The sequence below is a fragment of the Micromonospora sp. WMMD967 genome (genome assembly GCF_029626165.1).
GTDB lineage: Bacteria > Actinomycetota > Actinomycetes > Mycobacteriales > Micromonosporaceae > Micromonospora > Micromonospora taraxaci.
Map to the genome: position 1 here is coordinate 5,272,750 of NZ_JARUBK010000001.1, position 14,513 is coordinate 5,287,262.

General features: G+C 71.3%; 12 protein-coding genes. 7 read left to right on the plus strand and 5 right to left on the minus strand.

The window, feature by feature from the left end; translation table 11 throughout:
- Positions 1–159 precede the first annotated feature (159 nt).
- Entirely contained in the window at positions 160–888 is a 729-nt protein-coding gene (locus tag O7631_RS23895) for a hypothetical protein (protein ID WP_278146274.1), read from the plus strand.
- A 12-nt stretch (positions 889–900) separates the two neighbouring features.
- On the opposite strand, the gene O7631_RS23900 is transcribed toward O7631_RS23895, so the two are convergent.
- A complete protein-coding gene (locus O7631_RS23900; RefSeq protein WP_278146275.1) occupies positions 901–2,109 on the minus strand; it encodes an RNA polymerase sigma factor in 1,209 nt (402 codons plus the stop codon).
- Positions 2,110–2,111: 2 nt separating this feature from the next.
- Complete coding sequence (locus O7631_RS23905) at positions 2,112–2,471, minus strand: YciI family protein (protein WP_278146276.1); 360 nt, start codon at positions 2,469–2,471, stop codon at positions 2,112–2,114.
- Between the two features lie 720 nt (positions 2,472–3,191).
- Here O7631_RS23905 and O7631_RS23910 point away from each other — a divergent pair.
- Complete coding sequence (locus O7631_RS23910; RefSeq protein ID WP_278146277.1) at positions 3,192–4,517, plus strand: FAD-dependent oxidoreductase; 1,326 nt, start codon at positions 3,192–3,194, stop codon at positions 4,515–4,517.
- 98 nt (positions 4,518–4,615) lie between these two features.
- Here O7631_RS23910 and O7631_RS23915 read toward each other — a convergent pair whose 3' ends face one another.
- Entirely contained in the window at positions 4,616–6,841 is a 2,226-nt protein-coding gene (locus O7631_RS23915) for a discoidin domain-containing protein (protein WP_278146278.1), read from the minus strand.
- A gap of 228 nt (positions 6,842–7,069) precedes the next feature.
- Positions 7,070–8,269 carry an ROK family transcriptional regulator gene (locus tag O7631_RS23920; protein ID WP_278146280.1) on the minus strand — a complete coding sequence of 400 codons (1,200 nt, stop codon included), beginning with the start codon at positions 8,267–8,269 and terminating at the stop codon, positions 7,070–7,072.
- Positions 8,270–8,504: 235 nt separating this feature from the next.
- Between O7631_RS23920 and O7631_RS23925 the strand changes: the two genes are divergently transcribed.
- The 5 genes from O7631_RS23925 to O7631_RS23945 all read left to right on the plus strand — a co-directional run bounded on the left by O7631_RS23925 (position 8,505) and on the right by O7631_RS23945 (position 13,868).
- The gene (locus O7631_RS23925; RefSeq protein WP_278146281.1) at positions 8,505–9,803 is read left to right on the plus strand and encodes a sugar ABC transporter substrate-binding protein; all 1,299 of its coding nucleotides are present in this window, start codon (positions 8,505–8,507) and stop codon (positions 9,801–9,803) included.
- 70 nt (positions 9,804–9,873) lie between these two features.
- On the plus strand, positions 9,874–10,866 hold the full coding sequence (locus tag O7631_RS23930) for a sugar ABC transporter permease (protein ID WP_145781200.1): 993 nt from the start codon (positions 9,874–9,876) through the stop codon (positions 10,864–10,866).
- On the plus strand, positions 10,859–11,698 hold the full coding sequence (locus O7631_RS23935; RefSeq protein WP_088989328.1) for a carbohydrate ABC transporter permease: 840 nt from the start codon (positions 10,859–10,861) through the stop codon (positions 11,696–11,698). Before O7631_RS23930 ends, O7631_RS23935 begins: the two co-directional genes overlap by 8 nt.
- A gap of 29 nt (positions 11,699–11,727) precedes the next feature.
- Positions 11,728–13,095, plus strand: a complete 1,368-nt coding sequence (locus O7631_RS23940; protein ID WP_278146282.1) for a GH1 family beta-glucosidase — start codon at positions 11,728–11,730, stop codon at positions 13,093–13,095.
- Between the two features lie 104 nt (positions 13,096–13,199).
- On the plus strand, positions 13,200–13,868 hold the full coding sequence (locus O7631_RS23945; RefSeq protein ID WP_278146283.1) for a TMEM175 family protein: 669 nt from the start codon (positions 13,200–13,202) through the stop codon (positions 13,866–13,868).
- On the opposite strand, the gene O7631_RS23950 is transcribed toward O7631_RS23945, so the two are convergent.
- Positions 13,842–14,450: a nucleotidyltransferase family protein gene (locus O7631_RS23950; RefSeq protein ID WP_278146284.1), complete on the minus strand. Its 609-nt coding sequence runs from the start codon at positions 14,448–14,450 to the stop codon at positions 13,842–13,844. The genes O7631_RS23945 and O7631_RS23950 overlap by 27 nt on opposite strands.
- Positions 14,451–14,513 lie beyond the last annotated feature (63 nt).

Consider the following 14,513-nt stretch of genomic DNA (forward strand, 5'->3'; position numbering starts at 1 on the left):
CCTCCATCCACTGCTGCGGCCACGGGTGGACCCATGGCCGGGGCGGCTCGGGTTCCCGGCGCACCCGGCGGCAAACACGCCCACCCGGGGTTCTCCCCCGCCGTCGAGCGAACCGGACACCGACGGCACACAGTGGAAAACGTCTGGGACGATGCAGGGATGCTGATGCGTTGGCGTGGTTCCCGCTGGCTCCACATCGCCCTGGGTCTGGTGGCCGGTGCCGCCGTGGGGTTGGCGGTGTACCTGGCCAGTCGACTGACCGGGCCCGCCCTCTTCGTGCTCTGCGGCACGACGGCGGGTGGCGTGGCGGCCGTGGTGGCGTCGGCCTATTCGCGGTTCTTCCAGCTGGCGGAGGTGACCGTCTCGGTTCCGCAGTTCAGCGAGCTGAGGTTTGCCGTCACCAGGGACAACAAGCAGACCGCCTGGCGTCTGTTCGTGGAGGCGGTCACCCGGGTGTCCGGTCAACCGCTGGCGACCGGCACGGGTCTCGTCCGGGAGGCGATGACGTCGCTCTACCAGCTGTTCGCGATCACCCGGGAGGTGCTGAGCGAGGCGGCGCCGACCATCCGGACCACCGGTCGTCCGACCGTCGAGCATCTCGGGATCGCCATGCTCAACAACGAGCTCCGGCCCTTCCTCTCCACGTGGCATCCGCGCCTGCGGGCGTGGGAGCTGGCCAACCCCGACGCGCCCGAGTCGGCCTGGCCCGACGACGCGGAGTGCCGCGCGGAGCTGGCGGCGATGCAGCTCCGGTTGCTGCGCTATGTCGAGGGGCTGGGCGAGCTCGCCCAGGTGCCCAACGTCGAGGACGTGATGGGCGGCATCATCGCCGAACCACCGACAGTTCCCGGTCAGCCGACACGACGGTCGGCGGTGGCGGGCCAGTAGCGTCGGCCCGGGTCACTGCGGCCTCAGGGCCGCCGCGCGGGCGGTGAGGAAGGCCCGTTCCGCCGCGTTGTCCGTCAGCGCGACGGCGGTCCGGTACGCGTCGACGGCCTCGGCGTTGCGGCCGAGCCGGGCCAGCAGGTCAGCGCGGACCGCATGGTGCGGGTGGTAACCGGCCAGGTCGAGACGGTCCACCTCGGCGAGCGCGACGGTCGGTCCGGCCACCTCGGCGAGGGCGACCGCACGGTTCAGCGCTACCACCGGGCTGGGGGCGATCCTCGTCAGGTGGTCGTACAGCTGGAGAATCTGCCCCCAGTCGGTGTCGGCGGCACGCGGTGCGGCGCTGTGCACGGCGGCGATCGCGGCCTGGATCTGGTACGGCCCGGGCTGGTCGCGACGCAGGCAGCGGCGGACCAGCGCCTGCCCCTCGGCCACCAGTTCGGCGTCCCACAGGCGCCGGTCCTGCCGGGGCAGCGGCACGAGGTCGCCGTCGGCGGTGGTCCGCGCGGCGCGGCGCGACTCGGTGAGCAGCATCAGTGCGAGCAGGCCGAGCGCCTCGGGTTCGTCCGGCATCAGCTCGACCAGCAGACGGGTCAGCCGGACAGCCTCGACGCACAGCTCGGCGCGGACCAGATGTCGCCCGGCACTGGCCGTGTACCCCTCGTTGAAGATCAGGTAGAGCACCGCGAGGACGGCGTACAGCCGGTCGGGTAGGTCGGCGTCGCGGGGTATCCGGTACGGGATCCGGGCGTGACGGATCTTCGACTTGGCGCGGACCAGCCGTTGCGCCATGGTCGGCTCCGGCACCAGGAACGCTCGGGCGATCTCGGCGGTGCTCAGTCCGCCGAGCAGGCGCAGGGTGAGCGCGACCCGGGCGGTCGGGGCGAGCGCCGGATGACAGCAGGTGAAGATCAGCCGTAGCCGGTCGTCGCGCACGGGTCCCTCCTCGACGGGGCCGTCGGTGGCAAAGAGCAGGGACGCCTGGGCGTGCCGGTCGACCCGCGACGCCTCGCGGCGTAGCCGGTCGTACGCCCGGTTGCGGGCGGTGGTGATGATCCAACCGGCCGGGCTGGGTGGCGGGCCGGTCGTCGGCCACTTCGCCACCGCGATGACGAAAGCCTCCTGGACGGCCTCCTCGGCGAGGTCGATGTCGCCGAGGAGGCGAACCAGGACGGCGACCGCGCGCCCGTACTCCGCGCGGAACACCGCCTCGACGTCTGGCACGGTCAGTCTCCGGACCCGTCCTGGAAGGGGCGGACCTCGATCGGCAGCGTGGTGGCCACCGCGTAGCGGCGGCCCCAGTCCAGGGCGACGTCCAGGTCCGGTACATCGATGATGGCGATGCCGCCCAGGTACTCCTTGCCCTCGACGAACGGCCCGTCCGTGACCAGCACTTCTCCGCCCTCGCGGGCCCGCAGCACGGTGGCGGTCTCCGGGCCGTGCAGACCGTGCCCGAACACCCACGACCCGGTCGACGCCAACTCGTCGCGGAAATCGGCGAGCTGACGCATCACGCCGGCCAGGAACTCCGGGTCCGGTGGCAGCTCACCCTGGGGCTGGTGAAGGCTGAGCAGGTACAACGTCATCGTTCCTCCTCGCGGGGCGGCCGGCCGTACACCGACCTCTCATCCTCCACACGATCGGCGACCGCCCGGATCGACAGGCCCGGCAGAAAATTCTCGGCGTCCCGGGTCGGGACGGCCCGGCCAGGCCGGCCGGACCATCCAGACCACCCGGACCACCCGGACCACCGGGTCCGCCATGCCCGTCACAGGCCACCCGGACCGCCTAGGCCGTCGCGGCCACCCAGGCCAGTCGGCCCGCGCTGCCCAGCCCGTCCAGGCCACCCGACCTGCCCAGGCCGCGCAGGCCAGCCAGGCCACCCGGCCCGCGCGGACCACCCGGCCCGCGCAGACCACTCGGCCCGCGCAGACCACTCGGCCCGCGCAGACCACCCGGCCCGCGCAGACCACCCGGGCCGCCCAGGCCACCCGGGCCGGCCGGTGGTGCTGTGCCCTTTGCTCTGCACCCACGGATGCGACGGGGGCGCCGGCCCGGGTGGTGCCTCCGCAGGTGCAGAGCAAAGGACGGAGGACAGGGGTACGGTCCGCCGGCAGCCGCAGCCCCAGCCGCAGCCCCAGCCGCAGCTGCAGCCGCGGCCGCGGCCGCGGCCCAGCCGCAGCCGCAGCCGCAACCGGAGCAAGCAGCCGACCAAGGCAAGCAGCCGGGACAGGCAGCCGACCAGAGCAAGCAGCCGGGACTGAGGCCGGTAGTCATGCCTTCCGTGGTTGTGGGTAGACCCCAACGTGGCCGACGGCTTGCGGGTGGTCGTGGTCGGCGCCGGTTTTTCCGGGCTCGCCGCCGCGCTGGCGCTCACCCGTGCCGGCGCGCAGGTGCGACTGCTGGAGGCCCGCGACCGGGTGGGCGGTCGGGTGTTGACCCGCTGGCTGCCCGACGTCACCCAACTCGACCTGGGCGCGCAGTGGATCGGCCCGACGCAGGATCGGATGTACGCGCTGGTCGCCGAGCACGGGTTGGCCACGTTCGCGTCGGCGGCGTTCGGCGCGCCCACTGTGCTGTGGGCGGGGGAGCGTCGGGCCGATCCTCCGGCGCGGGCCGCCCGGGTCCTCAATCTGCTGGACGAATACGCCGCCCGCCTGGACCCGGCCGCGCCCTGGCAGGCGCCGGAGGCCACGCAGTGGGACCGGACGGTCCTCGGCGGCTGGTTGCGCGCCACGGCCGGGGACGACGACACCGCCGACTACCTGGGGCGGCTGCTCGCCGGCGGGCTGCTGGCCACCGGCGCGGACGAGGTGTCGTTGTTGCACCTGCTGTTCTACCTGCGCAGCGCAGGTGGGACCGGGCCCCTGCTGGGAATGGCGGGCGGCGCGCAGCAGGACCGGATCGTGGGCGGGCCCCCGGCACTGGCCGAGCGGATGGCCGCCGCCCTGCCGCCGGGGGCACTGACGCTGGCCGCGCCGGTGCGGGCCGTGGAGCAGAGCGTCGACGGGGTGACGGCGTGGACCGACACCGGGCGCGTGAACGGCGACGCTCTGGTGGTCGCGCTGGCCCCGGCTCTGGCGGGTCGCATCCGGTACGCCCCACCGCTGCCTCCGTTGCGCGACGGACTGACCCAGCGGATGCCGATGGGTTCGGCGCTGAAGGTCCACGCCGTCTACCCGGAACCGTTCTGGCGCGCCGACGGGTTGTCCGGGGTGTCCACGAGCAGCGCCGGTCCGCTCACCGAGACGGTCGACAACTCCACCCCGACCTCGCCGCTCGGGGTGTTGACCGGGTTCAGTTACGCCTCGGACGCCGCCGCGCTGCGGGAGATGTCCCCCGAGCGACGTCGGCGGTGCCTGCTGGACGCGTTCGCCACGGTGGTCGGGCCGCAGGCCGGTGATCCGGTGGACCTGATCGAGTACGACTGGTCGGCCGAGGAGTGGACGCGGGGCTGTTTCTCCGGCGCGCTCACCCCGGGGGCCTGGGGCGCGTACGGCCCGCACCTGCGGACCCCGGTGGGCCGGGTGCACTGGGCGGGTACCGAGACGGCGACCCGCTGGACCGGCTACCTGGAGGGCGCGGTGCGGGCCGGTGAGCGGGCGGCGGCGGAGGTGCTGGCACGACCGTAGCCGGCCCGGTCTCGGCGGGACCGGGCCGGCCTCGGCCCTGGGTGCCACCCGCACCGGCCCGGTCCGATGAGACGACCGGGTCGGCGCGGGCGCCCCGGTCAGGGGTAGGTGGTCAGGTACACCGTCTGGTTGGCCGCGTTCGCGGTGCCACCGGCGTTGTTGATCACCCGGTTGATGGTGCCGACGCCACCGAGCGAGACGGTGACCATGTTCGTGAAGCGCACGTTCGGGTTGTTGGGTACCTCGAAGGAGCGTTCCGCCACCACCGCGGGGTTGACGTTGAAGTAGCTGTAGCTACCCAACCCCCATGCCTGGTGGCTGGTCACCGAGTCGGCCACCTTGTACGCGGCGTAGCCCCGGGTCGACCCGTTCATCCAGGCGGCCTGGTTGGGCGGGTCGTAGGGCAGTTCGTTCTGGTAGAAGTACGTCCGGCCGCCGTTGCCGTTCCAGATGGTCTGGTACTTCTGGTAGTGCTCGACGAAGAGGCCGTACATGGTGACGTTGTCGCCGTTGACGGTGAGCCCGGTGTCGGCGGTGTTCAGCGTCCACCCGGTGGGTACGCCGCTGGCGGCGTGGTCGGCCCGCCACAGCCACATGTGGTCGCCGATCACGTTGTCGCTGTTGACGGTCAACGTGTTGGTGGCCTTGCCGACGTGTGGGCCGCCGATGCGGAAGAACACGTCGTGCAGCGAGGTCGGGTTCGAGGCGTGGCTCGCGGACGAACCGGACGGCCCGACCTCCATGAGAACCGGCGAGTTGGTGGTGCCGGCCTCGAACATGATGCCGGCGACCTTGACGCCGTCCACATCGGCCACCCGCATTCCCACGGTGCCGTTGTCGGCCTGAATGGTGGCCAGGCCGAGGCCGAGGATCACCGTGTCGGCCCGGTTGACCTGGATCGGCTCGGTGATGCGGTGCACGCCCGGGGTGAAGAGCAGGTGCTTGCCCTGGGCGAGAGCCGCGTTGATGGTGGCGGCGCTGGTGCCGGGCTGGACGACGAAGAACTGCGACAGCGACAGCGACGAGCCGGCCGGGGTCTTGTTGTACCAGCTGGTGCCGGTGGAGTTGGTGCGCAGGGCGGGCACGAACACCCGGTACTCGCCGCTGCTCGTCACGTAGAGGAACGGCTTCTCCCGGACCTGCGGGGTCTGACCGATGACGGTGTGCGACGGGTTGGGGAAACTCGGCGCGGGGGCACCGGTGACGCCTTGGAAGACCATGTTCCACACCGAGCCGGTCCAGCCGTTGCCGAACTCGCTGTTACGGGAGTACCACTGCTGCTGCGAGCCGGAGACGACCAGCCCATCGACGCGGGTGTCGGCCATCAGGCCGCCGCTGGACCAGCCGTCGCCGCCGTTCCAGAGCTGGATCTGGTTCTGCGCGCCGCGCAGGTGCATCCGCCGGTACGGGGCGGCCTGGGACACCGCCCAGCGCTCCACGGTCTGCCCGGCGGGCAGGGTGACGGAGAGGTTCTCGGCGGCCCGCCAGAAGTTCTGGGTGGCGTTGCCGCCGAACCAGAACGCCTCGGCGCGGACGTGGCCGTTGAGGTTGACGTCGTCCGGGCTCATACCGAGGCCGGCGACCTGGGTGAAGAAGCCGAGGTTGACGTCGGCGGTGTAGGTGCCGGGCTTGAACAGCACCGCGTAGCGCTGCGGGCCGAACTGGTTGGTCTCCTGCTGGGTGAAGAGGGTGTTCAGTCGACTCTGGATCGTCGACGTGGGCGTGCTCGGGTCGAAGACGAACGTGTTCGACCCGAGGTTGGGGTTGTACGGGTCGGTGGGTGTCACCGGGGGCTCGTTGGTGCCGCCGCCGGTCTCGCCGTAGACCTGGAACTCCCAGAGCGAGTAGCCGTAGCCGGTGCCCCGGGCGGTGCCGTACATGCGGACGTAGCGGCCGGCGCCGGAGACGGTGAGGTTCTGCGTGCCGCCGGTGCTGGTGGTGGTCGAGTAGATCGTGGTCCAGGTGGACCCGTCGTCGGAGGTCTGGAGCTGGAAGGCCCGGCCGTGGGCGGCCTCCCAGAGCAGGTTGACCTGGGTGATGGTGGCGCGGGCGCCCAGGTCGACCTGGAGCCATTGCGGGTCGCTGAACGCGCTGGACCAGCGGGTGCCGGTGTTGCCGTCGACCGCGGCGGCGGCGGGGGTTCCGCCGTTCTCGGTGGACGAGGCGGTGGCCGTGCGGCCCTGGGAGAGCAGGACGGGGGCGGCCTGCGCGGGTGCCGTGGTGCCGGTCGGGGTGAGCGCCGCGACCAGGGCCACGGTGAGCCCGGCGAGCAGGTGCCGCACGACCCGGGGACGCGGGCGTACGGATGTAGCGCGAGATGTCATGACATCGCCTGTCGATAGAGGGCTACGGGTTGCCGCACGGATGGGGGTCAGGCTCGCCCGTAGCGCCGGGGGTGGTGCCGCCGAGGCGACGCCGCGGGATGGAGAGCGCTCTCGTAGGAGTGTTGCGGCGAGATTGCGACGGCGTCAAGACATCGATCTATAACTTCGTTATTTATCCCGAGCATTCTGTTTGTGTAATTTGCCGCCGGCCTGCGGAGTCGCGCCCCGTCAGCGCCGGACGCCACCCTCGGTGAGGAAGCGGGCGATCGGGAGGGTGGCCGCGCCGAGCGCCACCGCGTCCACCCCGAGCTGACACAGCTCGATCGACGCCTGGTCGAACGGCTGGCGCAGCGCCTGCCGGCCGGCGGCCTCCCGGACGGCCGGCAGCAGGTCGCCCAACGCCATCGCCGCCCAGCCGCCGAGCACCACCCGCTCCGGGTTGAACAGGTTGATCAGGTTGGCCACCCCGGCCCCGAGGTAGCCGGCGGTGTCGTCGAGGACCCGTCGGGCGGTGGCCGAGGTCGCGGCGGCGTCGACCAGGGCGGCGATCTGGGACTCCTCGTCCGCACCGGGCACCGGTCGACCCCGGCGCGCCTCCCGGTAGCGGTCGATGATCGCCTCCGCGCCCACGTACGCCTCCAGGCAGCCGCGCGCGCCGCACCGACAGGCCCGCCCGCCGTACACGAGGGTGGTGTGTCCCCACTCCCCCGCGCTGCTGGACGCGCCCCGGTAGGTGGCGCCGTTGGTCACCACCGACGCGCCGACACCGGAGCCGACCAGCGCGAACACGGCGTGCCGGGTGCCCCGACCGGCGCCGAACCACATCTCGGCCTGGCCGAGGGTCTTGGCGCCGTTGTCGATGTGCAGCGGCAGGTCGGTGCCGGCGCCGATCAGTCGCTCCAGCGGCACCCGGTCCCAGCCGAGGGCCTGGGCGTGCACGACGGCCTCGGTGCCCTGCTCGACCACGCCGGAGACGCCGATGCCGACGCCGAGCACGTCGCCGGTGGCCACGCCGGCCCGACCGGTGACCGCGTCGATCCCGGCCAGGACGTGCCCGGCCACGAGGTCCGGCTCGGTACGGGCCGGGTCGAGCGGGTATTCGATGCTCGCCAGCAGGGTCATCGCGAAGTCGAACAGCTCCACCCGGACCCGGGTCTCGCCGACGTCCACGCCGACCAGGAACGCGTAGCGGGGCGCGATGCGCAGCAGCATGCTGGGCCGGCCGCCGTCGGACTCGGCGGCCCCCGCCTCGACGACCAACCCCTCGTCGATCAGGTCGGCCACCACGTTGCTGACCGCCGGCTGGCTCAGCCCGGTGCTGCGCACCAGGTCCTGCCGGGTGAGCGGACCGTCGAGGAAGAGCTTGGTCAGCAGGGCGGACCTGTTGCGCAGCCGCACGCTGCGGTTGGTGGCACGCGCCAGCTCCACTCGTCACCTCGTTCCCGTCGGCCGTTCGAGGCGACTGTAACCGCCTCGTGCTTGACGACCCACCGGCCAACAACTTTAATGACGACATAAATTAAGCCGTGATGTAACTCCCGGGAAACGCCGACGGACCCCCGACGGCGCACCCCCGAACCCTGTCCGCAGCCGGCTGCCCGTCGCCCACCCCTATCGGCGACGAGGGCCGGTGGACCCCCACCACGCACCGGAAGGGCTGACCGTGTCGAGACGACACCTCGGGATATTCACCGCCGCCGTACTGGCCGCCGCATCGCTGACCGCCTGCGGCGGCTCCGGCGACGACTCCGCAGCGTCCCCCAAGACGCTGACGTACTGGGCCAGCAACCAGGGCGCCAGCCTGGAGGCCGACAAGACCATCCTCCAGCCGGAGCTGGACAAGTTCGAGAAGCAGACCGGGATCAAGGTCACCGTAGAGGTGGTCCCCTGGTCGGACCTGCTCAACCGTCTGCTCGCGGCCGCCACCTCCGGCAAGGGCCCGGACGTGGTCAACATCGGCAACACCTGGTCGGCGTCGCTGCAGGCCACCGGCGCGCTCGTCGAGTTCGACGACGCCACCCTGCAGGCCGTCGGCGGCAAGGACCGGATCGTGCCCGCCGCGCTCGCCGCCGCCGGGGCCCCCGGCAAGCCGCCGGCCGCCGTGCCGCTCTACTCCATGGCGTACAGCCTGTACTACAACAAGAAGATGTTCGCCGACGCGGGCATCACCGCCCCGCCGACGACCTGGGAGCAGGTCGTCGAGTACGGCAAGAAGCTGAGCACCGGCGGCAAGTGGGGCCTGGCGATCGAGGGGGCCAACCCGTCGGAGAACGCGCACCACGCCTTCACCTTCAGCCAGCAGTACGGCGGTGAGTGGTTCGACTCGGCCGGCAAGCCGACCTTCGACACCCCGCAGAACGTGTCGGCGATCAAGCGGTACATCGACTTCATGGCCGCCGACAAGATCACCAACCCGAGCAACGCCGAGTACGCGCAGAACCAGTCGGTGTCCGACTTCGCCAACGGTAAGGCCGCCATGCTGCTCTGGCAGTCCGCCGGCTCGAACCTGAAGACGCAGAACATGCCCGCCGACGCGTACGGGGTGGCCCCGGTGCCGTTCCTGGCCAGCCCGCCGGCCGGCGGCAAGAAGGTCAACAGCATGGTCGCCGGAATCAACATGGCGGTCTTCAAGCACACCAAGAACAAGGACGGCGCGCTGAGCTTCGTCAAGTTCATGACCAGCGACGAGGAGCAGACGCTCCTCAACAAGACGTACGGTTCGCTGCCGGCGGTGAAGACCGCGGGCGCCGACCCGGCGTTCAGCGCCCCGGAGCAGAAGACCATCCAGGAGACCCTGGTCACCACGGCGGCTCCGCTGCCGCAAGTGCCCGAGGAGAGCACCTTCGAGACCCTGGTCGGCACCGCGATGAAGGAGCTGTTCGCGGACGCGGCCAGCGGCAAGCCGGTCACCGAGGCCTCGGTGAAGTCGAAGCTGACCGACGCGCAGCAGAAGATGCGCTGACCCAGGCGTCACCGGTGGCCGTGGTCGGGTGCTGAGCCCGACCACGGCCACCGACTCCGAGAGGACCCCGATGGCAACCAGCACCACCGCGCCGGACGCCGACCGACGCGAACCCCGGGCCGGGTCACCGGCACGGAAGCCGGCCCGCCGGCCCCGCGGCCCGCGCCGCTCGCTCCTGCCGTATCTGCTGCTCGCCCCGGCCATCCTGCTGGAACTCGGCATCCACGTGATCCCGATGGTGGTCGGGGTCTGGATGAGCATGCTGGAGCTGACCCAGTTCCACATCCGCGACTGGTCCACCGCACCGTTCGTGGGGTGGGAGAACTACCGGGCGACGCTCGACCTGAACAGCGCCGCCGGCAAGGAACTGCTGCACTCGTTCTGGATCACCCTGGCCTACAGCGTGCTCTCGGTCGGGTTCGCCTGGTTGCTCGGCATCTCGGCGGCCGTCGTGCTGCAACGACCGTTCCGGGGTCGGGCGATCCTGCGGGCGCTCTTCCTCACCCCGTACGCCCTGCCGGTCTACGCCGCGGTGATCACCTGGAGTTTCCTGCTGCAACGCGACACCGGCCTGGTCAACCACGTCCTCGTCGACCAGCTCGGGCTGCTGGGCGAACGACCGTTCTGGTTGATCGGCGACAACAGCTTCTGGTCGCTGCTCGTGGTGTCGGTGTGGCGCAACTGGCCGTTCGCGTTCCTGTGCCTGATGGCCGGGCTGCAGAACGTGCCCGGCGAGCTGTACGAGGCCGCCGCGATCGACGGCGCCGGGTTCTGGCGTCGGCTGCGCTCGGTCACCCTGCCCATGCTGCGGCCGGTGAACCTGGTGCTGCTGCTGGTGCTGTTCCTGTGGACGTTCAACGACTTCAACACCCCGTTCGTGCTGTTCGGGGGTTCCGCTCCGGAGCAGGCCGACCTGATCTCCATCCACATCTACCGCAGCTCCTTCAAGACCTGGGACTTCGGCTCCGGCTCGGCGATGTCCGTGGCGCTGCTGCTGTTCCTGCTCGTCGTGTCGGCCGTGTACCTGCTGATCACCAACCGTCGGAGGGACGACCATGCGTGAGACCGCCGGTGAGCGCTGGGGCCGGCGCATCGTGCTGACCCTGCTCACCCTCTTCGTCGTCATCCCGCTCTACGTGATGGTGACCTCGGCCGCGAAGCCGTTGCAGGACGTGCAGAACGGCTTCACCTGGTGGCCCAGCCGGCCCACCCTGCAACCGTTCGTCGACATGTGGAGCACCGTGCCGCTGGCCCGGTACCTGGTGAACAGCCTCGTGGTGTCGAGCATCGCGGCGGTCTGCTCGGTGGCGGTGGCCATCTTCGCCGCATTCGCGGTGAGCCGGTACCGGTTCCGTGGCCGGGGAGTCTTCTCGGTGACGGTGCTGTCCACCCAGATGTTTCCCGGCATCCTGTTCCTGCTGCCGCTGTTCCTCATCTACGTCAACCTGGGCAACGCCACCGGCATCGAGTTGTACGCCAGCCGCACCGGCCTGGTGATCACGTACCTGACGTTCTCGTTGCCGTTCTCGATCTGGATGCTGGTCGGCTACTTCGACTCGATCCCCCGGGGGTTGGACGAGGCGGCGCAGGTCGACGGCGCGGGGCCGCTGCGCACCCTGTTCCAGGTCATCCTGCCGGCCGCCGTGCCCGGCGTCGTCGCGGTCACCGTGTACGCGTTCATGACCGCCTGGGGTGAGGTGCTGTTCGCGTCGGTGATGACCGACGAGGGCAGTCGCACCCTGGCCGTGGGCCTGCAGGGCTACTCCACCCAGTTCAACGTCTACTGGAACCAGATCATGGCCGCCTCGCTGGTGGTCAGCATCCCGGTCGTCGTCGGGTTCCTGGCCCTGCAGCGGTACTTCGTCGCCGGCCTCACCGCCGGCGCTGTCAAGTGAGTCATCCGATCCCAGAGGAGAACCATCCCGTGCCCGACCTGTCCAAGCTGCCACCCGACTTCCTCTGGGGCGTCGCCACGGCGGCGTACCAGATCGAGGGGGCCGTCGACGTCGACGGCCGGGCGCCGTCCATCTGGGACACCTTCTCGGCGACACCCGGCAACGTCGACAACGGCGACACCGGCGCGGTGGCCTGCGACCACTACCACCGGTGGCCGGAGGACCTGGCGCTGCTGCGCCGGCTCGGCGTGGACGCGTACCGCTTCTCGGTGGCCTGGCCCCGGATCATGCCCGACGGCGTCGGTCGGGTCAACCCGGCCGGGCTGGACTTCTACGACCGGCTCGTCGACACGCTGCTCGCCGACGGGATCCGGCCGTTCGTCACGCTGTACCACTGGGATCTGCCGCAGGCCCTGCAGGACCGCGGCGGTTGGCCGGAGCGTGCCACCGCCGAGGCTTTCGCCGAGTACGCGGCGGTGGTGGCCGGCCGCCTCGGTGACCGGGTGGCCGACTGGAACACCGTCAACGAGCCGCTCTGCGTGTGCTGGATCGGGCACCTGGAGGGGCGGATGGCCCCCGGCGAGCGCGACCTGACCCGAGCGGTGCACGCCTCGCACCACGTGCTGCTCGGGCACGGCCTGGCCACCCAGGCGATCCGCGCCAACGCCGCCCGGCCGGCCTCGGTGGGCCTGGTGCTCAACCTCAGCCCGATCGAGGCGGCGACCGACCGGCCGGAGGACGTCGCGGCGGCCCGCCGGGCGGACGGGCACGTCAACAGGTGGTGGCTGGACCCGATCCACGGGCGCGGCTACCCGGCCGACATGATCGCCACCTACGGCGTCGAGCCGCCGGTACGCGGCGACGACCTGGCGGTGATCGCCACGCCGACGGACTTCCTCGGGGTGAACTACTACTTCCGGCAGTTGGTGGTCGACGACCCGACCGGCGCGGCGCCGTTCGTCCGGCAGGTGCCGGTGCCCGGCTCGGTGGAGACCGCGATGGGCTGGGAGGTGTTTCCGGCGGGGCTGGAGCGGCTGCTGGTCGACGTGCACGAGGAGTACCGGCCGGGCCGGATCATCGTCACCGAGAGCGGTTCGGCCTGGCCGGACGAGGTCACCGCGGACGGCACGGTGGAGGACAAGGAGCGCACCGACCACCTGGAGCAACACCTGGCGGCGTGCGCGTCGGCGGTGGCCCGGGGCGTGCCGCTGGCCGGCTACTTCGTCTGGTCGTTGCTGGACAACTTCGAGTGGGCGTACGGCTACGACAAGCGCTTCGGGTTGGTGCACGTGGACTACGCCACCCAGCGGCGGACGATGAAGGCGAGCGGTCTGCGCTACGCCGAGGTGGTCCGCGCCCACCATGCGGCGGCCGACACCGCCACGCCGGTGGCCTGAGACACGGTGGGGACGGCCGTCCGGGGGTGACCCTGGGCGGCCGTTCGTGTTCCGGTCGGACGAAACCGCCACGAGCCACCGCGCCGAGTGGCTAGCCTGCGGCAATGTCCGCAGCACCCGACGAGGTCGAGCATCCCGAGCCCACCGGGCGGGTCTCCGGCACCGACCGGATGACGGCCTTCAGCGACGGTGTCTTCGCCATCGTCATCACGCTGCTGGTCATCGACCTGCGGGTGCCGGAGTACCACGAGGGTGAGCTGCTGACCGGTCTGCTCGACGAGGGCCCCTCGTACCTCGCCTTCGTGGTGTCCTTCGTCTACATCGGGGTGCTCTGGCTCAACCACCACGCGCTGCTGCGGCTGATCCGCCGGACCACCCTCGCGTTGAGCTGGATCAACCTGGGCGTCCTCTTCGGCGCGGTGATCATTCCGTTCCCCACCGCCGTGCTGGCGTCCGCGTTCACCGAGGGTGACATCGACGACCAGCGCGGGGCGGTCGCCCTGTACGCGCTGTCGGCGGCGTTGATGTCGGCCCCCTGGCTGGTGTTCTTCGGCTATTTGCAACGTCACCCGGCGCTGCTCGAGAACCGGGTCAGCCCGGGGTACGTGCGGGCGCAGCGACTGCGACCGATCACCGGCCTCGTCCTGTACGGGATCGGCGGCCTGCTCGGCTGGTTCGTCAACCCCCTGCTGGGCCTGATCGCCGTCATCGTGATGATCACCTATCACGCGCTGACCAGCCAGGGACTACCCCGGTGGCTCGTGCGCGGCTGAGCGGCGCAGCCGGAGCAGGTCGGCCGGGGTGTCCACGTCGACAGGTTCGCCGGCGTCGTCGCAGGGCACCTCGACCACCAGATCCGGCCGCTCGCGGAGCAGGTCCCGGGCGCCCCGGTCGCCGACGGCGTACCGGTCCAGCAGCGGCCAGGTCCGTCGGCACAGCAGGATCGGGTGGCCCGGCCGCCCGGCGTAGGTGGCGACAACCAGCGCTCCAATGGTGTACGCCTCGCGTACCCGCCGGACGGCGATCGGGCTGAGCAGCGGCTGGTCGACGAGGACCACGACCGCGCCCGACACGTCGGCCGGTAGCGAGGCAAGGCCCCGGCGCAGTGACGAGCCCAGTCCGTCGGACCAGCGGTCGTGGCGCACCGCCACCGCTCCGGGCAGCTCGGGCACCTCGTCTCCACCCGCTCCGAGGACCACGTGCACGGGTGCGCAACCACCGTCGGCGAGCAGCCGGACCCCGCGCCGCACCAGCGGTTCCCCGTCCAGCTCGACAAGTGCCTTCGGGCGGCCGTACCGCCGTCCGGCCCCGGCGGCCAGCAGCAGTCCGGCGATCACCGTCGTCCTCTCGGGCATGAAGAGCTTTGCGTTATTCGCGCCGACATATGCCGATAAGGCTAATCTGGGCCGGTGCAGGAC